Source organism: Bradyrhizobium sp. 63_E2_N1_3, from assembly GCF_052076005.1.
GTDB lineage: Bacteria > Pseudomonadota > Alphaproteobacteria > Rhizobiales > Xanthobacteraceae > Bradyrhizobium > Bradyrhizobium barranii.
The window spans coordinates 8720951-8741935 of the sequence record NZ_CP197235.1; the positions used below are offsets into that span (position 1 = coordinate 8720951).

Annotated in this window: 15 protein-coding genes; 11 read left to right on the plus strand and 4 right to left on the minus strand. The window is 65.5% G+C overall.

Annotation, left to right across the window (positions count from 1 at the left end):
- The 6 genes from soxB to AB7531_RS41560 all read left to right on the plus strand — a co-directional run bounded on the left by soxB (position 1) and on the right by AB7531_RS41560 (position 7180).
- Complete coding sequence (gene soxB, locus AB7531_RS41535) at positions 1–1752, plus strand: thiosulfohydrolase SoxB (RefSeq protein WP_063979965.1); 1752 nt, start codon at positions 1–3, stop codon at positions 1750–1752.
- Positions 1749–2204 (plus strand): DsrE family protein, encoded by a 456-nt coding sequence (locus AB7531_RS41540; RefSeq protein WP_063979966.1) that lies wholly within the window; start codon positions 1749–1751, stop codon positions 2202–2204. The genes soxB and AB7531_RS41540 overlap by 4 nt, the downstream gene beginning before the upstream one ends.
- A 294-nt stretch (positions 2205–2498) precedes the next feature.
- Complete coding sequence (locus AB7531_RS41545; RefSeq protein ID WP_063979967.1) at positions 2499–3536, plus strand: MBL fold metallo-hydrolase; 1038 nt, start codon at positions 2499–2501, stop codon at positions 3534–3536.
- An 81-nt stretch (positions 3537–3617) separates the two neighbouring features.
- Complete coding sequence (locus tag AB7531_RS41550) at positions 3618–3785, plus strand: hypothetical protein (RefSeq protein ID WP_187387843.1); 168 nt, start codon at positions 3618–3620, stop codon at positions 3783–3785.
- Positions 3786–4067: 282 nt separating this feature from the next.
- Positions 4068–5276: an MFS transporter gene (locus AB7531_RS41555; protein WP_063979968.1), complete on the plus strand. Its 1209-nt coding sequence runs from the start codon at positions 4068–4070 to the stop codon at positions 5274–5276.
- A gap of 188 nt (positions 5277–5464) precedes the next feature.
- Positions 5465–7180 carry an N-acyl-D-amino-acid deacylase family protein gene (locus AB7531_RS41560; protein ID WP_231143707.1) on the plus strand — a complete coding sequence of 572 codons (1716 nt, stop codon included), beginning with the start codon at positions 5465–5467 and terminating at the stop codon, positions 7178–7180.
- Positions 7181–7369: 189 nt separating this feature from the next.
- Here AB7531_RS41560 and AB7531_RS41565 read toward each other — a convergent pair whose 3' ends face one another.
- Positions 7370–8707: an MFS transporter gene (locus AB7531_RS41565; protein ID WP_063979969.1), complete on the minus strand. Its 1338-nt coding sequence runs from the start codon at positions 8705–8707 to the stop codon at positions 7370–7372.
- Positions 8708–8853: 146 nt separating this feature from the next.
- Between AB7531_RS41565 and AB7531_RS41570 the strand changes: the two genes are divergently transcribed.
- From AB7531_RS41570 to AB7531_RS41585, 4 genes are read left to right on the plus strand one after another with little or no spacing between them, the layout of a single operon-like run.
- The gene (locus tag AB7531_RS41570; RefSeq protein WP_063985942.1) at positions 8854–9507 is read left to right on the plus strand and encodes an ABC transporter ATP-binding protein; all 654 of its coding nucleotides are present in this window, start codon (positions 8854–8856) and stop codon (positions 9505–9507) included.
- A complete protein-coding gene (locus AB7531_RS41575; RefSeq protein WP_063979970.1) occupies positions 9504–11966 on the plus strand; it encodes an FtsX-like permease family protein in 2463 nt (820 codons plus the stop codon). The genes AB7531_RS41570 and AB7531_RS41575 overlap by 4 nt, the downstream gene beginning before the upstream one ends.
- Positions 11956–13038, plus strand: coding sequence for a lipocalin-like domain-containing protein (locus tag AB7531_RS41580; RefSeq protein WP_063979971.1), 1083 nt, complete (start codon positions 11956–11958; stop codon positions 13036–13038). The genes AB7531_RS41575 and AB7531_RS41580 overlap by 11 nt, the downstream gene beginning before the upstream one ends.
- 27 nt (positions 13039–13065) lie before the next feature.
- Positions 13066–13452: an MAPEG family protein gene (locus AB7531_RS41585; RefSeq protein ID WP_063979972.1), complete on the plus strand. Its 387-nt coding sequence runs from the start codon at positions 13066–13068 to the stop codon at positions 13450–13452.
- Positions 13453–13610: 158 nt separating this feature from the next.
- On the opposite strand, the gene AB7531_RS41590 is transcribed toward AB7531_RS41585, so the two are convergent.
- From AB7531_RS41590 to AB7531_RS41600, 3 genes are all read right to left on the minus strand, one after another.
- Entirely contained in the window at positions 13611–14804 is a 1194-nt protein-coding gene (locus tag AB7531_RS41590; protein WP_063979973.1) for an ABC transporter substrate-binding protein, read from the minus strand.
- A 291-nt stretch (positions 14805–15095) separates the two neighbouring features.
- Positions 15096–18266 (minus strand): efflux RND transporter permease subunit, encoded by a 3171-nt coding sequence (locus tag AB7531_RS41595; RefSeq protein WP_063979974.1) that lies wholly within the window; start codon positions 18264–18266, stop codon positions 15096–15098.
- On the minus strand, positions 18263–19474 hold the full coding sequence (locus AB7531_RS41600) for an efflux RND transporter periplasmic adaptor subunit (protein ID WP_063979975.1): 1212 nt from the start codon (positions 19472–19474) through the stop codon (positions 18263–18265). Before AB7531_RS41600 ends, AB7531_RS41595 begins: the two co-directional genes overlap by 4 nt.
- Positions 19475–19812: 338 nt before the next feature.
- On the opposite strand from AB7531_RS41600, the gene AB7531_RS41605 reads away from it, so the two are divergent.
- A complete protein-coding gene (locus AB7531_RS41605; RefSeq protein WP_063979976.1) occupies positions 19813–20967 on the plus strand; it encodes an iron-containing alcohol dehydrogenase in 1155 nt (384 codons plus the stop codon).
- Positions 20968–20985 lie beyond the last annotated feature (18 nt).

Genomic DNA, 20985 nt, shown 5'->3' on the forward strand with positions numbered 1-20985 from the left:
ATGGCCATCCGCCGCCGCGATTTCCTGAAGAGCACCGCTGCTGTCGCCACATCGCTCAGCCTGCCGCGGCTCGCGCGCGGCGCCGAGACCGCGAGCATTTACGACCTTGAGCGGTTCGGCAATGCGCGCATCCTACACACCACCGACACGCATGCGCAGCTCAACCCGGTCTATGTCCGCGAGCCCAGCGTCAATATCGGCATCGGGGAGATGGCAGGACGGCCGCCGCATCTGGTTGGCCGCGCTTTCCTCGAACGGTTCGGGATCCGCTCCGACAGCGCCGATGCCTATGCTTTCAGCTGCTTCGAGTTCGAGAAGTCCGCAGGCCGCTTCGGCAAGCTCGGCGGCTTCGCGCATCTGAAGACACTGATCGATCGCTTGCGCGGCGATGCCGGCGAAAAGCACTCCGTGCTCGTCGACGGCGGCGACCTCTGGCAGGGCACGGGTCTTGCCAACATCATGCAGGGCCGCGACATGGTCGAGGTCGCCAATCTGCTCGGCATCGAGGCGATGACCGGGCACTGGGAATTCACCTATGGCGAGCAGGCGCTGCGCGACAATCTCGAGCGCTTCAAGGGCGAGTTTCTGGCGCAGAACGTCTTCCTGACCGAGGAGGCCGCGTTCAACGACGCCCCCGCCTTCGACAAGGCGAGCGGGCGCGTGTTCAAGCCTTCGATGATCAAGGAGCTCGGCGGCCATCGTGTTGCGATCATCGGCCAGGCCTTCCCCTATGTGCCGATCGCGCATCCCAAGCGGTTCACGCCGGACTGGACTTTTGGCATCCGCGAGGAGGAGTTGCAGAAGCATGTCGATGCCTTGCGCGGCACCGAGAAGGTCGATGCGGTCGTCCTGCTGTCGCACAACGGCATGGACGTCGATCTCAAGCTCGCGAGCCGCATCACCGGCATCGACGTCATCCTCGGCGGCCATACCCATGATGCGATCCCGCAGCCCATCGCGGTGAAGAACGCGAGCGGCACGACGCTCGTCACCAATGCCGGCTCCAACGGAAAATTTCTGGGCGTCCTCGATCTCGCGCTCGACAAGGGCAAGGTCGGCGATGTCAGGTACCATCTGCTGCCGGTCTATTCCGAGCTGCTGAAGCCCGACCCCGGCATGGCCGAGCTGATCGGCCGGGTGCGTGCGCCGCATGTGACCGACTGGTCGGAGAAGATCGCAACGCCCGACCGCCTGCTCTATCGCCGCGACAATTTCGCCGGCCCCGTCGACGAGCTGATCTGCACCGCGCTGCGCAGCGAACTCGATGCCGAGATCGCGCTGTCGCCGGGCTTCCGCTGGGGCGTCACCGCACTGTCCGGCCAGCCGCTGACCATGGAGGATGTGCTCGCGGAAACCGCGATCACCTATCCCGAGACCTATGTGCAGGAGATGACCGGCGCCCAGATCAAGGAAGTGCTGGAAGACATCTGCGACAACCTCTTCAACCCCGATCCCTATTACCAGCAGGGCGGCGACATGGTGCGCGCCGGCGGGCTCAGCTACACCTGCACGCCGACAGCTGCGATCGGCAGCCGCATCTCCGAACTGAAGCTCAATGGCGGCAAGGCGCTCAGCGCGAGCAACCGCTACAAGGTCGCGGGCTGGGCCTCGGTCAACGGCCAGCAGGGCGCACCGGTGTGGGATGTCGTCGCCAAATATCTGCGCTCGGGCCGGATGTTTCAGGAGCGGCTCGGCTCCGGCGTGACGCTGAAGGGCGTCGAGGGCAATCCAGGCATTGCAGGACAGGGATGATGCGATCGCAAATCTGCTGCGCGATGCTGCTGGCGGCGCTCGCTTTCGCCACGCCATGGGCCTCGGCACAGCAAGTGCCGCTCCAGGACAAGCCGTTCGCCGAGCACAAGATCGTGCTTCAGCTCTCCGACGGCGATGCGAAGAAGCACGCGCTGGTGCTGAGCGTCGCCAACAATCTCCTGAAGGCCTACGATCCGGACAAGGTCGCGATCGAGGTGGTGGCGTTCGGTCCCGGCATTGATCTCCTGTTCACCGGCAGCGAGCGCCGCAAGCAGGTCGAAAGCCTGATCGTGCAGGGCGTGCGCTTCGATATCTGCCTCAACACGGTCGACACGATCGAGCGGGAGACCGGAAGACGGCCGGAGTTCATTCCGACTGCGACGCCGGTGCAGGTGGGCGTCGGGCAGATCCTGTTCCTGGCGGAGAATGGGTACACGGTGGTGCGGCCCTGACCTTTTTGTCGGGGCACGGCGCCGCGCCACCCTCGGTGTCATTCCCCGCGAAAGCGGGGAATCCAGTACGCCGCGGGCCCTCCGTATCCCACCACGGCTTCTGGAATACTGGATCGCCCGCCTTCGCGGGCGATGACAGCGGTGGTGGGGCAAGGACCTACGGCAAAACCGCCCCCCACCCCATCACGCAGAATAATAATTTTCTAAATTTCACTCTCTATACAGTGAATTGCTTCTCTTTCCAGCCTCTGGCGTAGTAGAATCCTCGAAACCAGTTCCACGCCGGGTCTTGCCATGATCTTTCGCCAGCTCTTCGACAGCGTTTCGGGCACCTACAGCTATGTCCTCGCCAGCCGCCCCGGCGGCGAGGCGTTGATCCTCGATCCCGTGCTTGAGAAGGTCGATCGCTACTGCCGGCTGCTGCGCGAGCTCGACCTCAAGCTGGTGAAAGCCGTCGACACCCATCTGCATGCCGATCACGTCACCGGCCTCGGCGAACTGCGCGACCGCACCCATTGCATGACCGTGATGGGCGACCAGACCAAGGCCGACGTTGTGGCGATGCGGGTCGCCGACGGCGACAAGGTGACGATCGAGGGCCTGTCGCTCGACGTGATGTATACGCCCGGCCACACCGACGATTCCTACTCCTATCTGATGGGCGACCGCGTCTTCACCGGCGACACGCTTCTGATCCGCGGCACCGGCCGCACCGATTTTCAGAACGGCTCGTCGCGCGCGCAATACGATTCGATCTTCAATCGCCTGCTCAAGCTGCCGGACGAGACGATGGTGTTCCCGGCGCATGACTACAAGGGCGACACCGTCTCCACCATCGGCGAGGAGAAGCGCTACAATCCGCGGCTCCAGGTGCGTTCGGTCGACGAATATATCGAGTTGATGGCGAACCTGAAGCTGCCCAATCCGAAGATGATGGACGTCGCGGTGCCCGCCAACATGCATGTCGGCCTGCATCAGGAGGAGCTGGAGAAAGAGGGCCGCGCGGTCAGCGCCGTCGAGGCGATCCGCTCGCTTGGCCGTCCCGATATCCTGCTGGTCGATCTGCGCGAGACCAATGAGCGGATGAAGCACGGCATGCTCGAAGGCGCGCTGCATACGCCCTACCCGTCCGTTGAAGACAGCCTGAAGCCCGGCGGCATGCTGCGCGAGGTCGCGGCCGCCACCGGCCGCCGCGTCGTGTTCTTCTGCGCCTTCGGCGAACGCTCGGCGATGGCTGTCGCCGCCGCCAAGGAAGCCGGCCTTTCCAACACTGCCCACATCGCCGGCGGCATCGATGCCTGGAAGAAGGCGGGCGGGCCTGTGGTGCACTGACGCCCCCTTCTTGCGGTAAGTCAGGAACCGCACATATTTTTGGGGTAGAAGCGGATGACGCATCACCATCCGGGATCACCCATGGCCAAGACCGCCAAGCCGCGCAAGCCGCCCAAAGTCGTTGATAACAAGCAAGCGGACGACAGGGCGAAGAAGCCCTCGCCTCCGCTCGACGACGACGATTACGACGACGGCGACATCGCGACGCCGAAACGCGACCGCTACGGTTCGGATGACGAGCCGTTGTGAGGGCGGCCGCGGATTTTGATCGCGTGCTAGCGCTGCCCACACCCCGCTGTCGTCCCTGCGAACGCAGGGACCCATACCGCGTGATATCTCGACTGTGACAGGTCACAGTACAGAGCAGCGATCCTCCGCCAAACTGCTCCCTGGGTTATGGGTGCGTGGAGGCGCCCTAACGCCCCTCACTTCCCCCACCCGCGCTACCTGCCATGCGCCCGCGTTCATGGACAAATAACGGCTCTGCCCGATAGTTTGCGCGTCCGCTTAAGGACGTGAAACGGAACTGCAATGGTCGACGTTCTCGCCGCACCGCAACAAGGCAAGGCGGACAGCGCGCTGCGCACGCTGACCGGGATTTCGATCGCGCATTGGGTCAGCCATTTCCATCTGCTGGTCCTGCCGATGCTGTTTCCGTTCCTGAAGAGCCAGCTCGGCGTCGGCTATATCGAGCTCGGCTTCGCGCTCACCGTCTCGGCGGTCGTATCCGGCCTGACGCAGGCGCCGACCGGCTATCTCGTCGACCATTTTGGCGCGCGCAAGATCCTGCTGGGCGGGCTCGCGCTCGGCGGCTTCACGCTGATCCTGCTCGGCCTGCACCTCAGCTATGCCTCGCTGATTGCCTGCGCGGTACTGCTGGGTCTTGCCAACAGCGTCTACCACCCCGCTGACTACGCCATCCTGGCCGAGCATATGGATGAGGCGCGGATGGGCCGTGCCTTCTCGGTCCACACCTTTGCCGGCTATCTCGGCGGCGCCGTGGCGCCGGCGATCGTCGCGGCGCTCGTCACCGTCTCCGGCGGCACGGGTGCGCTGATCGCGTCGGGCGCGATCGCCGTGCTGGTGGCCCTGCTGCTGATCGTCATGAACATTCCCGATGCCGGCGCGCACAAGACCAAGCCGGGCAACGCGAACCTGCCCAAGCAGGCCGTCATCACGCCGGCGCTGATCACGCTCACCGCGCTGTTCATGCTGCTCAGCCTGTCGGTCGCCGGCATCAACAATTTCGGCGTGGTGGCGCTGATGAGCGGCTACGGCGCGTCCTACTCCGCCGCCAACGTCGCGCTGACGGCGTTTCTCGGCTCCAGCGCTGTGGGCGTGCTCGCGGGCGGCTTCCTCGCTGATTACACCGAGCGCCATGGCTATGTCGCAGCCGCCTGCTTTGCCGCAAATGCGCTGATCGTGCTGCTGATCGCGCTGGTGACACTGCCGGGCTGGGCTTTGACCGTCACGATGGCGACTGCGGGCTTCCTCTCCGGCGTGATCGCGCCGTCGCGGGACATGCTAGTGCGCAACGCCGCGCCTCCTGGCGCCGCGGGTCGCGCCTTCGGCATCGTCTCCACCGGCTTTAATCTCGGCGGCATCGTCAGCCCGCTGCTGTTCGGCTGGATCATGGACCAGAGCGCGCCGCACTGGGTGTTCGGGGCGTCCGTGATCTTCATGGTCGCAACCGTGGTGCTGTCGCCGTTCACGGAGCGGAAGCCGCAAGCCAAGGCTTAAGCCACAAATTCAACTGTCGTCCCTGTGAACGCAGAGACCCATAACCCCAGGGAGACATTGCGGCAAGAGACTGGTCACTCCGAGTCTTCGCAACACTGCTCCCTGTGGTTATGGATCCCGGATCTGCGCTTCGCTTGTCCGGGACGACGAATAGAAAAACGTAAAACAACAAAACGGGAAGAAACATCATGAGCACCCCTGATCTCGTGATCCGCGGCGGCACCGTCGCGGATGGAAGCGGCGGCGAATTGTTCGAGGCGGATGTCGCCATCACTGCCGGCAAGATCACCGAGGTCGGGAAGATCTCCGCGAAGGGACAGGAAGAGATCGACGCGCGCGGCAAGCTCGTCACGCCGGGCTTCGTCGACGTGCACACTCATTATGACGGCCAGGTCACCTGGAGCCAGGACATCACGCCGTCGTCGCAGAACGGCGTCACCACCGCGATCATGGGCAATTGCGGTGTCGGCTTCGCGCCGTGCAAGCCCGCCGACCACACCCGTCTGATCCAGCTCATGGAGGGGGTCGAGGATATTCCCGAGCCGGTGCTGAGCGCCGGCATTCCCTGGGCGTGGGAGAGCTTTCCGGACTACATGAACTGGCTGTCGAAGCGCGATTTCGACATCGATGTCGGCGCGCAGCTGCCGCATGCCGCGCTGCGCGTCTACGTCATGGGCGAACGCGGCGCGCGCCGCGATCCCTCAACGGCCGAGGACAATGCGGCGATGGCGAAGCTCGCGGGCGAGGCGGTGCGCTCGGGCGCGCTGGGCTTCTCGACCTCGCGCACGCTCAACCACCGCACCTCGACCGGCGATTTCACGCCGACGCTCAAGGCCGGCGAGGACGAGCTCACCGCGATTGCCGGCGCGATGCACAGCCAGGGCCGCAGCGTGCTGCAATTCGTGCTCGACCTCTCCACCCTCCACGAGGATCTGCCGATGATGCTGCGGGTGGCGGATGCCACCAAATGCCCGATCTCGTTCTCGATCACGCAGAACGACAAGGCGCCAAACCGCTGGCGCCAGACGCTGGACGAGATCAATGCGGCCGCACAACGCGGCCTTTCCATCACCGCGCAGATCGCGGCGCGCCCGGTCGGCCTGCTGCTTGGGCTGGAGCTGTCGCGCAATCCATTTCAGACCCATCCGAGCTACAAGGCGATCGCGCATCTGCCGCTCAGGGAGCGCCTGGCGCGGCTGCATCAGCCGGACGTACGCAACGCGATCCTGAGCGAGACGGCGACCGCGACCGACGATCCGCTGTTCTTCCGGCCCAACTACGACAAGATGTTCCTGCTCGGCGATCCCCCCGATTACGAGCAGCCGCCGGAGAACGCGCTGGGCCCGCAGGCGCGCAAGCAGGGCCGCCAGCCGGAAGAGCTCGCCTACGATGCGATGCTGTCGGATGAGGGCAAGGGCATGCTCTACGTGCCCTTCCTCAACTATGCCGACGGCAATCTCGACGCGACACGCGAGATGCTGATCGATCCGCAATCGGTGCCGGGCCTCTCCGACGGCGGCGCGCATTGCGGCATCATCTGCGACGCGAGCTTCCCGACCTATCTGCTGACGCACTGGACCCGCGACCGCACGCGCGGCGAGAAGCTTACGATCCCCTTCGTGGTCGCCGCGCAGTCACGCAAGACCGCGCTCTCGGTCGGCCTCACCGATCGCGGGCTCATTGCTCCCGGCTATAAGGCCGATGTCAATGTGATCGACTACGACCGGCTGCATCTGCATCCGCCGAAGGTGCATTACGATCTGCCGGTCGGCGGGCGGCGACTGTTGCAGGATGTCGACGGCTATGACGCGACGATCGTGTCGGGCGTGGTGACGCGGCGGCACGGTGAGGCCACCGGCAGGCGACCGGGGAAGTTGATCCGGGGTGCGCAGGGGGTGAATTAAGCGAGCTTGCCGCTTACCCTCCCCTGGAGGGGGAGGGTCGCTACGCATGTAGCGAAGCGGAATGTGTAGCGGGGTGGGGTGACAGTCTCTCCACATCCAATAGTGCCCGAGCGGAGGGATCACCCCACCCCGCTCGCGCTGCGCGCGATCGACCCTCCCCCTCCAGGGGAGGGTAAGAAAGCGCGCCCCTTACGTCGGCGACACCGCGCCCTTCAGCGCCGCGGCCTGCGGGGCCGCACCGCGGGTCAGCCTGGCCTTTTCCGTGTTCGGCCAGAGCAGCATCAGACCGATGACGCCGGAGCCGACCATGACCACCGCGTTGATGGTGAAGCCGGTCAGGTAGCCGTCAACCATGTTGCCGGCGCGCTGGATCACGGTGCCCATCACGTTCGGCGCGATGATGCCCGACAGCGTGTACAGCGCGCCGTAGATCGCGATGACCGCGCCGCGCTGCGAGGCCGGGGTGAACTCGCCGAGCATCGGCGGGCAGACGACGTAGATCGCCCCGCACAAGCCGGAGCCGACGACGAGCAGCGCGATCTGCAGGCCAGCACCCTGCACATGCGCCATCATCGCCAGGATCAGGCCGCCGATGATCAGCGGCACCGAGCCGAGCACGCCGCGCGAGATGCGCGTCGTGTAGCCGCGCGCCATCATCACCTGCGAGACCCACCCCGTGAGGATGACGACGGTCGCGCCGAACACCCAGGGCAGGATCGAGACGTAGCCGGCCTGGCTCTGCGAGAAGCCCAGGCCCTTGACGATGAAGGGCGTGAACCAGGTGAGGCCGAGCGACAGCGCCCAATAGGCCCCGAAGGTCGCGATCACGCAGCCGAGGAAGGTGCGCGAGGTCAGCAGCTGCACATAAGGGATTTTCGGCTCGGTGACGGCGAGAACCTGCGTATCCTCGAGCGGGCCTTCCTTGCCGAACGTCAGCCAGGCGCAGACCCAGAGCAGGCCGACGACGCCAAGCGCGCCGAAGGCGTAGTGCCAGGAGTGATTGACGATGACCCAGTTCAACGCCGGCACGGCCAGGATGACGCCGAAGGCCGAGCCTTGCGACAGGATCGCGGTCGGCAACGTGCGCTTCTCGTCGGGGAACCATTTGTAGATGGCGTGGGCTGCGACCGAGAAGGCAGGTCCTTCGCCAGCGCCCAGCACGATGCGGCAGATCAGGAGCGTGGTGAACGAGACGGTGCCCACCATCGGGAACTGCGCCAGCGCCCAGATCACCGCCAGCGTCAGCAGCACCCAGCGCGTCGGCACCTTGTTGACGATGAAGCCGACCACGATGGCCGAGATCGAGAACAGGAAGAAGAACGAGGAGCCGAGCAGGCCGAATTGCTCGGCATCGAGCTTCAGGTCGGTCATGATCGGCACGCCGGCGAGACCGACGACGATCTTGTCCGCGAAGTTCACCACCATGAAGAGAAAGAGGAGAAAAGTGACGGTCCAGGCGCCCTTCGGCGTTGCCTTGGTTTCCCCTGCCGTCCTGCCCGCAACGTCGGGCGTTCCCTGAGCGCTCATCAATCTCCCCGTATGTCTTTTTGTCGGCACGTTTTTGATTTGGCCGTTTTGGGAGCTAACAACGGCTTCAAGGCCAACGCAACCCCGGCATTTCCACGGCAAGTGTGCTACGCAGCATTGAGTTAATTCCGTCCGGCGCATTGACCTTGCTGAGCATCCGAAACCTCTCAAAGACCTTCTCCTCGGCCGGCGAGCCGGTCCATGTGCTGCGTGGCGTCGACCTCGACCTCAAGGCCGGCGAGCGCGTCGCGCTGACCGGCGAGTCCGGCAGCGGCAAGAGCACGCTGTTGCACTTGATCGCGGGTCTGGATGCCGCCGACGACGGCACAATTCGCCTGGAGGACACCGAGGTCACCAAGCTCTCGGACGCGGGCCGGGCCGAGCTGCGGCGCGACCGGATCGGCCTGGTTTTTCAGCAGTACAATCTGATCCCGAGCCTGTCGGTCGCCGACAATCTCGCCTTCCAGGCGCGGATCGCCGGCCGTCACGATGCGGCATGGTCAACGGAGCTGATCGAGCGGCTCGGGCTCGGCAATCTGCTCAAGCGTTATCCAGAGCAATTATCAGGCGGCCAGCAGCAGCGGGTCGCGATCGGCCGGGCGCTGGCGACAAAGCCCTCACTGCTGCTCGCGGACGAGCCGACCGGCAATCTCGACGAGGATACCGCCGACGACGTGCTGGCGCTGACGCGCGATCTCGTCACCCGCACCGGCTGCGGCTTCCTGATGGTGACACACAGCCTGCATCTCGCCGGCACGCTTGACCGCCACGTCACCTTGCATGCGGGGCGGATCGCATGAGGCGCGCGCTGTGGGTCCTCGCGGTGCTGCTGAGCCACTGGCGACGGCACAAGATGCAGTTCGCGACGCTCCTGATCGGGCTGATCGCGGCGACCGCACTGTGGAGCGGCGTGCAGGCGATCAACCAGCAGGCCCGCAATGCCTATGACCGCGCGGCGGCGACGTTCGGCGGCGTGCGCACGGCGATGCTGGTGGCGCCTGATGCCGCGACCTTCTCGCAAGAGCTGTTCATAAAACTTCGCCGCGCGGGCTGGCCGGTCTCGCCGGTGCTGGAAGGCCGCGTCCAGGTCAACGGGCGCTCGGTGCGGCTGCTCGGCATCGAGCCGGTCACGATGCCGGCCGACGTCGGCAATGCGCCACGCCTCGGCGCCTCGGATTTGAGCAGTTTTGTTGCGCCGCCCGGCCAGACATTGGTGGCGCGGGAGACGCTGAGCGATCTGCAGGAACAGGAAGGCGCGGCACCGCCGATCAGCAACGGCGCAAAATTGCCGCCGCTGCGCGTGCTGCCGCAGCTCGTGTCCGGCGTACTCGTCGTCGACATCGGCGTCGCGCAGCGGCTCCTGAACAAGCCGGGCCAGGTGTCGTGGCTTTTGATCGGCAAGCCGAGGGGCAAGCCGGCGCCGCTGGCCAGTATCGTCGGCGAGAAGTTGCAGCGGGTCGAGCCGAATGCGGAGACGGAGCTGGAGCGCCTCACCGACAGCTTTCATCTCAACCTGACCGCCTTCGGCCTGCTGTCGTTCTTCGTCGGCCTCTTCATCGTCAACTCCGCCGTCGGCCTCGCCTTCGAGCAGCGGCTGCCGATGCTGCGCACGTTGCGGGCCTGCGGTGCCTCGGCGCGGCTGGTCAACACGGTGCTGGTGGTCGAGCTGGTGGCGCTGGCGCTGGTCGCAGGATTGATCGGGCTCGTCTGCGGCTATTTCATCGCGGCTGCGCTGTTGCCCGACGTCGCGGCGTCGCTGCGCGGGCTGTATGGCGCGCAGATCCCGGGACAGCTCACACTGCGCTCCGAATGGTGGCTCGCCGGTATCGGCATCAGCATCGCGGGTGCACTCGTGGCCGCCGCGACCAGCCTGATCAAGGCGGTCAGGATGCCGGTGCTGGCGACTGCGCAGCCGTACGCCTGGCAGCAGCGGCAGCGCCGCTGGCTGATCCTGCAGAGCGGCGCGGCCTGCGCCGTGTTTGCGGTCGCGCTGTTGCTGCTGCACTACGGGCAATCGCTGATTGCGGGATTCGGCGTGCTGGCCGCATTGATGTTCGGCGCGGCGCTGATCCTGCCGGCATTCCTCGAGATCATCCTGCTCGTGGGCCAGCGCTGGGCGAAGGGGCCGCTGGCCCTGTGGTTCTGGGCGGACAGCCGGCAACAGCTCTCCGGCTTGTCGCTGGCCCTGATGGCGCTGCTGCTCGCGCTGGCCGTCAATGTCGGGGTGTCCACCATGGTGGAGACCTTCAGCCGCACCTTCGTCGGCTGGCTCAACGGGCGGCTTGCCGCCGACGTCTACATCAGCGCCTCCGACAATGCGCAAGGCGTCGCGATCCGGAGCTGGCTGAAGGAGCGCAGCGACGTGCAGGCGATCCTGTCGGGCGGACGCGCCGATACGCAGGTTCAGGGGCAGCCGGTCGAGCTGCTCGGCCTGCCCGATCATGCGCTCTATCGCGAACGTTGGCCACTGCTGGAGACCGCGCCGCGCGCCTGGACCCAGCTCGTGCCCGGCAATGCCGCCTTCATCAGCGAGCAGCTGAGCCGCCGCCTCAACGTCCGCGTCGGCGATGTCATCGAGGTGCCGGCGCCCGGCGGCACCTGGGAGCTCGACATCGCCGGCATCTATGCCGATTACGGCAACCCCAAGGGGCAGCTCGCCGTCAACGTCGCGGCGCTGATCCGGCACTTCCCGCAGACGCCGCAGACGCGGATCGGCCTGATCGTCGCGAAGGAAAATATCCCCGGCCTGATCGCGGCGTTGCAGAAGCAATTCGCGCTCGACGACCGCAGCGTCGCGGATCAGGCAACAGTGAAGGCGGAATCGATCCGGATCTTCAACCGCACCTTTGCGGTGACGTCGGCGCTGAATGCCTTCACGCTCGGCGTGGCCGGCATTGCGCTCTTGACCAGCCTGCTGACACTGGCGAATTCCCGCCTGCCGCAGCTCGCGCCGCTGTGGGCGATCGGCATCACCCGGCCGCGCCTTGCCGCGATCGAACTGACCAAGACATTGTCGGTTGCGCTGTTCACCTCCCTGCTGGCCGTGCCGCTCGGATTGCTGGTGGCTTGGTGTCTGATCGCGATCGTCAATGTGAAGGCGTTCGGCTGGCGGCTGCCGTTCCACGTGTTTCCGCTGCAGCTGGTGGAGCTGGTCGCGGTCGCGCTGATCGCTTCGCTGCTTGCCGCGCTGCTGCCGATGATACGACTGGCGCGGATGCAGCCGGCGAGCCTCGTCAAGGTGTTTGCCAATGAGCGCTGACAAGATTTCGCGGCGCGCCTTCGCCGGCGGCATCGCCGCCCTCGCGGCGGCCCGCCGTGCTGGCGCGCAAGGCTATGCCGGGCTCGGCGAGACCGCCGACGGCTTTGCGAAGGTGACGCCGGGAAAGACGTTCAGCTTCCCGGCCGATCACGGCCCGCATCCGGAGTTTCGCATCGAATGGTGGTATCTCACCGCGAACCTCGTCGATAGCAGCGGAGCGGCTTGCGGCCTGCAATTTACGCTGTTCCGCCAGGCGGCGCGGCCAGGGCCGCAAGGAGAGGGCTGGGCCAATCAGCAGATCTGGATGGCGCATGCGGCGGTGACGCGCGCCGACACCCACCGCTTCAACGAGGTGTTTTCGCGCGGCGGCATTGGACAGGCCGGCGTCACTGCAAAGCCATTTGCGGCGTGGATCGACGATTGGGAGATGAAAGAATCCGAGCGCACCGACGATCGCACGTTGGCGCCGCTGACGCTGAAGGCTTCGGGCACCGACTTCAGTTATTCGGTCACACTGGAGGCCGATCGTCCCGTGGTGCTGCAGGGCGATCACGGCTACAGCCGCAAGTCCGAACGCGGGCAGGCGTCCTACTATTACAGCCAGCCGTTCTACCGCGCCCGCGGTAGCCTCACGATCGACGACAAATCCGTCGATGTCTCGGGCCAGGCCTGGATGGACCGCGAGTGGAGCAGCCAGCCGCTCGATGCCGACCAGACCGGCTGGGACTGGCTGTCGCTACATCTCGCATCCGGCGACAAGCTGATGCTGTACCGGCTGCGCCAGAAGGACGGCAAGGACTATCCGTTCGGCAACTGGATCAGCGCCGCGGGTGACACACAGATGATTTCGGGTGACGATATCCAGATGAGTCCGAAAGCGACCGCCGAGATCGCGGGGCGCAAGTTGCCGGTGGAATGGCAGATCGCGATCCCCTCACGATCATTCTCGATTGGCTGCAGGCCGCTTAACCCAAAAGCCTGGATGGGGACCGGCTTCTCCTATTGGGAAGGGCCGATCAGCTTTGCCGGCACGCATGACGGCGTTGGCTATCTCGAGCTGACCGGCTATTGAAGCGCGACCTCCTCAAAAGGATCTGCGATGTATCATCTCACCGCCCTCGTCACGCTGCTGGCGATCGCATTTTACATGTTCACCTGCATCAACGTCTCGCGCGCGCGCACCAAGACCGGGGTCAAGGTGCCGGCGATGTCGGGCCATCCGGATTTCGAGCGCGCCTTCCGCATCCAGGCGAACACGCTGGAATGGATGCCGGTCTTCCTGCCGGCGCTCTGGCTGTTCGCGATCTATATCGGCGACGCTATTGCAGCGGGAATCGGCGCGGTCTGGATCATCGGCCGCATCGTCTACTTCATCGGTTATTCGCAGGCGGCGGCAAAGCGCGGCCCGGGCTTTGCGATCCAGGGCATTGCGGCGATTGCGCTGTGGGCGGGGGCATTGGGGGCGGTGGTGTTGCGGATGGTGTGAGGCGCGGCATCACGCGCGCCCGTCTCCAGGGCGCGGTGCAGCGTGTAACGCCGCGCCGCTGAACCGGGACCCAATCTGGTCTCGCCCCATGGAGAAATGTGGGTTCCGGCTCTGCGCAGCAGCGTTTCACGCTGCAGCGCGTCCGGGACACGAGAGCCTCACTTCGTCAGCGGGCAGCCGCTGTCCTTGGCGGCGAAGAACGCCTTGTCGCCGGGGACGGTTGCGAGCAGCTTGTAATAGTCCCACGGCTTCTTCGATTCCGACGGCTTCTTGACCTCGAACAGATACATGTCGTGGACCATGCGGCCGTTCTCGAGCACCTTGCCGCCCTGCGCAAAGTCGTCGTCGACCGGCAGCTCCTTCAGCTTCTTGGCGACCGCGTCGGGGTCCTTGGTGCCGGCGGCCTTGACCGCCTTGAGATAGCTCAGCGTCGCCGAATAGGTGCCGGCCTGAATCATGTTCGGCATCCGGCTGGTGCGCTTGAAGAAGCGTTCGCCGAAATGGCGGGTGCGGTCGTTGAGGTCCCAGTAATAGCCCTCGGTCAGCACCAGGCCTTGCGCGGCCTGCAGGCCGAGACCGTTCACCTCGGCGAGCGTCATCAGGAGGCCGGCGAGCTTCTGACCGCCGGAGACGATGCCGAACTCGGCGGCCTGCTTGATCGAGTTGGTGGTGTCGAGGCCGGCATTGGCGAGGCCGACGATCTTCGCCTTCGAGCTCTGCGCCTGGAGCAGGAAGGAGGAGAAGTCCGACGAGTTGAGCGGCACGCGGACCGAGCCGGCCACCTTGCCGCCATTGGCGGTGACGATCTCGCTGGTGTCCTTTTCCAGCGCATAGCCGAAGGCATAGTCGGCAGTGAGGAAGAACCAGGTGTCGCCGCCCGCTTTCGTCAGCGCGCCGCCGGTGCCGACGCCGAGCGCACGGGTGTCATAGGCCCAGTGGAAGCCGTAGGGCTGGCAGGCATCGCCGGTGAGGCGCGAGGTCGCGGCGCCGACGACGATGTCGATCTTCTTCTTTTCCTTGGAGAGCTCGTGGATCGCGAGCGCGACCGAGGAGGTCGTCAGCTCCGTGATCATGTCCACGTTCTCGACGTCGTACCAGCGCCGCGCGATCGACGTGGCGAGATCCGGCTTGTTCTGGTGATCGGCGGTGACCATCTCGATCTTCTGGCCAAGCACTTCACCGCCGAAATCCTCGATCGCCATCTTGGCGGCTTCGACCGAGTATTTGCCGCCGTAGTCGGCATAGACGCCGGACTGATCGTTGAGAATGCCGATCTTTACGCCTTGCGCGAAGGCCGGCGCAGCCAGCAACAGAGCAGACGTCGCGACAGCGGCCAAAAGTGCTGATTTCATATGTTGGCTCCCAGCAGTTTTCTGTTTTGAAATCGCGCGGATACTAGTGAAGAACCCCGCGCCTGCCCATCCATTTCGGCGTAGGCCGTTAGTATGGGATTCTGCGCGCCAACCACCGCTGTCGTCCCGGGGCGCGCGTAGCGCGAGCCCGGGACCCATAACCACAGGGAGAAGCTTTGCGAAGGCTCGGAGTTACCTGTCTCGCGCCGCAATTTCCCCCTGGGGTATGGGTCCCCGCTTACGCGGGGACGACAGCGAGGGTGTGGATACGCCAGTGGCCACCCGCAACAACTAAGAAGCCACCACCTCCGGCTTCTTCCCCTCGTTCCGCCCTTCCGCCAGGTTCCGCACCACCACATAGAAGATCGGGGTGAACAGCAGGCCGAACAGGGTGACGCCGATCATGCCGAAGAACACGGCAACGCCGACCGCCTGCCGCATCTCCGAGCCGGAGCCGGACGATATCACCAGCGGCAGCACGCCGAGGATGAAGGCGAAGGAGGTCATCAGGATCGGCCGCAGGCGCAGGCGGCAGGCGTCGATCACCGCCTCCAGCCGCGGCTTGCCTTCTTTCTCGATGTCGCGCGCGAACTCGACGATCAGGATCGCGTTCTTTGCAGCTAACCCCACCAGAACGACGAATCCGATCTGGGTGAGGATGTTGACGTCCTGCCCCATGATGCGCACGCCGATCGTGGCGGCCAACAGGCACATCGGTACGATCAGGATCACCGCGAACGGCAGCGTCCAGCTGCCATATTGCGCGGCGAGCACGAGATAGACGAACAGCACGCAGATCGGGAACACGAGCAGGCCCGCATTGCCGCCGGTGACCTGCTGGTAGGAGAGATCGGTCCATTCGAAGGTGAAGCCGCTCGGCAAGATGTCGTCCGCGAGCTTCTTGATGGTGTTGAGCGCGGTGGTCGAGCTGGTGCCCGGCGCCGGCTCGCCTTGGAGCTCGGACGCAGCATAGAGATTGTAGCGCGCGACGCGGTCGGGGCCGGAGACGTCCTTGAACTCGACCACGCTGCCCAGCATCACCATGTCGCCGGAGGCGTTACGCGTGCGCAGGCGCGAGAGGTCGCTGGGCTCTTTTCGGAACGGGAAGTCAGCCTGCGCGGTGACGTGATAGGTGCGGCCGAACAGGTTGAAGTCGTTGACGTAGGTCGATCCGAAGTAGGTCTGGATCGTGTCGTTGATGCTGGCGATGGGCACGCCGAGCTTCTGCGCCTTGGTGCGGTCGATGTCGACGAAGAGCTGCGGCGTGTTGGCCGAGAACGGCGAGAAAACCGTGGGGCCGAGCAGCAACGGCGATTTGCGCGCCGCGGCGACAAGCTCGTCGGTGGCCGCGGCGAGCAGCTCAGGTCCTCGGCCCTGGCGGTCCTGGACGCGGATGGTGAAGCCGCCGCCGGTGCCGATGCCGGGCACGGCCGGCGGCGGAATCACGATGATGAAGGCGCCCTGGATTGCGGCCAGGCGCTTGCGCAGTTCGACCGTGATGGCGTTCGCAGACAATCCCTTCTTCATCCGCGCCTCGGGCTCGTCGAACACCGGGAACAGCGCCGCAGCATTGCCCGCCTGCGTGCGGGTGGCGCCCGAGAAGCCGGCGAAGGCGGCGACGCGAACGATGCCGGGCGTGTCCAGCGAGATCCGCTCGATCTCGCGCACGACTTCGGTGGTGCGCGCCAGCGACGCCGCGCCCGGCAATTGCACGGAGATGATGACGTAGCCGCGATCCTGCGCGGGAATGAAGCCCTGCGGCGTGGTCGCGATCAGCCAGCCGGCGCTGCCGATCAGCACGACATAGATCAGGATCATCACCACCGAATGGCGGATCACGAAATTGGCGAGGCCGGCATAACCATGCGAGAGCCGGTCGAACACGCGGTTGAAGACGCCGGTGAACGCATTCCAGCCACGCGCGAGGAGATTCCAGGCGGCAGGCGGTCGCTTCTCTGCGTGCGGCGTGAGGATCATCGAAGCCAGCGCCGGCGACAGCGTCAGCGAGCAGAAGCAGGAGATCGCGGTCGCCACCGCAATGGTGACGGCGAATTGCTGGAAGAACTGCCCGGAGATGCCGCCAATGAATGCGGTCGGCACGAACACGGCGCAGAGCACCAGCGCGATCGAGACCAGCGCGCCGCCGACCTCCTCCATGGTCTTCAGCGCCGCATCGCGCCGACTTAAGCCGTGCTCGAGATGGCGCTCCACATTCTCCACCACCACGATGGCGTCGTCGACCACGATGCCAACCGCAAGCACGAGGCCGAACAAGGTGAGGTTGTTGATGGAGAAGCCGAGCGCCGCCATCACCGCGAAGGTGCCGACCAGCGAGACAGGGATCGCGATGATCGGAATGATCGCGGGCCGCCAGCCTTGCAGGAACACCAGCACCACGATAACCACGAGCAGCATGGCCTCGTAGATGGTCTTGATCAGCTCGTGGACGGACTGCGCGATAAACTCGGTCGGATTGTAGCCGATATTGTAGTCGAGGCCTTTCGGAAAGCTCTCCTTGAGCTTCACCATGGTGTCGGAGATATTCTTTGCCGTCGCAAGCGCGTTCGATCCCGGCCGCTGCGTCACCAGCATGGCAACCGCCGACTTGCGCAACAGGAAGCTGTTGGTGGAGTAGGCGAGAGCACCGAGCTCGATGCGGGCGACGTCGCGCAGCCGCACCGTGCGGCCGTCGGAGCCGGCCTTGATCAGGATGTCCTCGAACTGCTTCTGGTCCTTCAGGCGCCCGGTGAAAACGAGGTTTGGCTGGAAGGCCCGGTCGGCGATCGGCGGTTCGGCGATCTGGCCGCCCGCGATCTGGACGTTCTGGGCACGGATCGCCGCCAGCACCTCGGTCGAGGTCAGGCCGAGATTGGCGATACGATCAGGGTCGAGCCAGAGCCGCATCGAATAGTCGCGTGCGCCGAAGATCTGGATATCGCCGACGCCGTCGATCCGCAGCAACTGGTCACGGACCTGGAGCAGCGCGTAATTGGAGATGTAGAGCTGGTCGAACGTATCGTCCGGCGACAGCATGAACACGACCATCAGGATGTCGGGCGAGTTCTTGCGCGTGACGACGCCGTTGCGCTGCACTTCGTCCGGCAGCTGCGGCTGTGCGATCGCGACGCGGTTCTGCACCAGCACCTGCGCCTTGTCGAGGTCGGTCCCGAGCTTGAAGGTGACGGTGATCGTCAATTGCCCGTTCGAGGTCGCCTGGCTGTAGAGATACAGCATGTCCTCGACGCCGTTGATCTGCTGCTCGATCGGAGCTGCGACGGTGTCGGACACGGTCTGCGCCGAGGCGCCCGGATATTGCGTGGTGACAACGACGGTCGGCGGCACAACTTGCGGATATTCGGAGACCGGCAGCGTCGTATAGGCGAGCGCGCCGACGATCAGCAGCACGATCGACAGCACCATCGCCAGGATGGGCTGGTTGATGGAGAGACGGCCAAGGTTCATGACTTGTCACCGGACTTGGCCGGCGCTGGCGCGGGAGACGGAGCGACCTTGGCGCCGACGCGAGCGCGCTGGATGCCGTTGACGATGACGCGGTCCTCCGCCTTCAGCCCCTCGCGGATCACGCGCAGGCCCTCATCGAGCGGACCGAGCACCACCGGGCGGGCCTCGACGGTGTCGTCCGGCTTCACGACGAACACGATCTTGCGGGACTGGTCGGTCGCGACCGCGACGTCGGGAATCAGCAGCGCCTCATAGGGCGCGCTGCCGATCAGCCGGACGCGGCCGAACTGGCCCGGCAGGATCGAGAGATCGGTGTTCTTGATCACGGCCCGGCTGCGCAGCGTGCCGGTTGAGACATCGAGGCGGTTGTCGAGGAAGTTGATGGTGCCCTCATGCGACGGCTTGGTCTCGCCGGCGAGCGTCACCTGCACCGGGTTCGCGGTGTCGCGCGAGCTCGGGCGGCGGCCTTCGAACCACAGCTTGCTGTATTTGATGAAGGTAGCTTCATCCATGTCGAAATAGACGTAGATCGGATCGAGCGCGACGATCGAGGTGAGCAGCGTCGAGGTGCCGGTATCGCTGCCCTGCACGAGATTGCCGGGGCTGACGAGATGGCGACTGACGCGGCCGGTGAGCGGCGCGGTCACATGGGTGAACTCGATATTGAGCCGGGCGGCCTTCAGCGCGCCTGCGGCCTGCGTCTCCGCGGCATGCGCCGCCTGCAGGGCCTGGCGGCGCTGGTCGACGGCCTGCTCGGAGACCGCGCTGGTCTGGACCAGGTTCAGGCCACGGTCGAGCTCGCGCTTGGCAAGCTCCACCTTGGCACGCGCGTCGGACAACTGGCCGTCCGCCTGCTCGGCCACCGCCTCGAACGGGCGCGGGTCGATGACGTAGAGCAGGTCGCCCTGATGCACGATCGCGCCGTCCTGGAACTCGACGGAGTTGACGAAGCCGCCGACACGGGGGCGCACCTGCACCTCCTCGACCGCCTCGAAGCGGCCGGTGAACTCGTCCCAATCGGTGACGGTGCGCTTGACTGGCTGGGCAACGGTCACCGGCGGGGGCGGTGGGGCGGCGGCCTGCGAGGCCGGTTGTCCGCAACCAGTGAGAGCGAACGTCGCGGCGAGGAGCCCGGCAATTGCGCAAAGTCGAGGTAGGACGAAATCGTGCGTTTTGACAAAATGCTCGTTTCGGTCCGGTCCGCTCATCCCAAGTCCCTCGCACATTTGCCGCAGCAAAAGCAGCGTACTCGCCTACCCGCGGGCGACACAAGATGGGTTTCAATGATGAAATCTTCAAGACGAAAGCGCGCGCAACGCTTGGGAGGATGCCCTAGCCGGATGACGGGTTGACAGCGAGAGAGATGATGACAAGCGGCAGCTGATGCGCGTCGGCGGAAGGTCAGCAATCAAGACGCGGCGCTCGCCACCCTCCCCGGGAGGCGGAGGGTAAGAAAGTCGCCAGCGTCTTCGCACATGACGGACACCGTCCGCTCGGCTAGATTGCTCCCAGAAAAACAAAGCCGAATTGTCCTGGGAGGACAGGCGTGCACCAGGGACGTGTCGTTTACGGCGCGATCGAGGAGGTTGTGTTCGGCCATCCCGCGGCCGAGGCCGTCGTTGCGCAGATGGATCGGCTGGGGACGCGCCGCGCCTTCCTGATGGTCTCCGGCACGCTGAACCGTCAGACCGACGAAATCGCGAAGATCAAACAGGCGCTCGGCGCGCGCTGCGCCGGCCTGTTCGACGCCATGCCGGCGCATACGCCGCGCGAGGCGGTGATCGCGGCGACCAATGCGGCGCGCGCAGTGAACGCCGACCTGATCGTCACCGTGGGCGGCGGCTCGATCACCGACGGTGCCAAGGCGGTGCAGCTCTGCCTTGCCAACGGCATCGACGACGTCGAGGGCATCGAGCGCATCCGCGTCCACAAGGGCGTCGCGCCCGAGATGACCGCCCCTAACGTGCGGCAGATCAGCGTGCCGACCACGATCGCCGGCGGCGAGTTCAGCGCGATCGCCGGCGTCACCGACCGTGGCACGCATGTGAAGCAGATGCTGCGGCATCCGCTCACGGTGCCGCGTGCGACCATCCTCGATCCCGCCATCACCGTGCACACGCCGGAATGGCTGTTTCTCTCCACCGGCATCCGCGCCGTCGACCATTGCGTCGAGGCGATCTGCTCGCGCGAGACGCACCCTTATGCCGACGCGCAGTCGGTGAAGGGGCTGGCCATGCTCGCCGACGCGCTGCCGCGGGTGAAGGCCGACCCTGCCGATCTCGACGCCCGCATGGATGCGCAGATCGGCACCTGGCTGTCGATGGGCGCGCTCGCCGCCGGCGTGCCGATGGGCGCGAGCCACGGCATCGGCTATGTCCTGGGTGCGGCCTTCGACGTGCCGCACGGCTACACCTCCTGCATCATGCTGCCCGCGGTGATGCGCTGGAATGCGCGCGACAATTCCGAGCGCCAGATGATCGTCGCCGCCGCGATGGGTTTTCCCGGCCACAACGCCGGCGACGTGCTCGACGCCTTCATCCGCTCGCTCGGCATGCCGCGCAGCCTCGCCGACGTCCGCGTCTCGCCTGAGCATTTCGACGCCATCGCCGAACAGGCGATGCGCACCAACTGGATCCCGCGCAACCCGCGCAAGATCGGCGGCCCCGCCGACATTCGCGAAATCCTGCTTCTCGCCGCATAATTTCAAGCCGGAGGACTG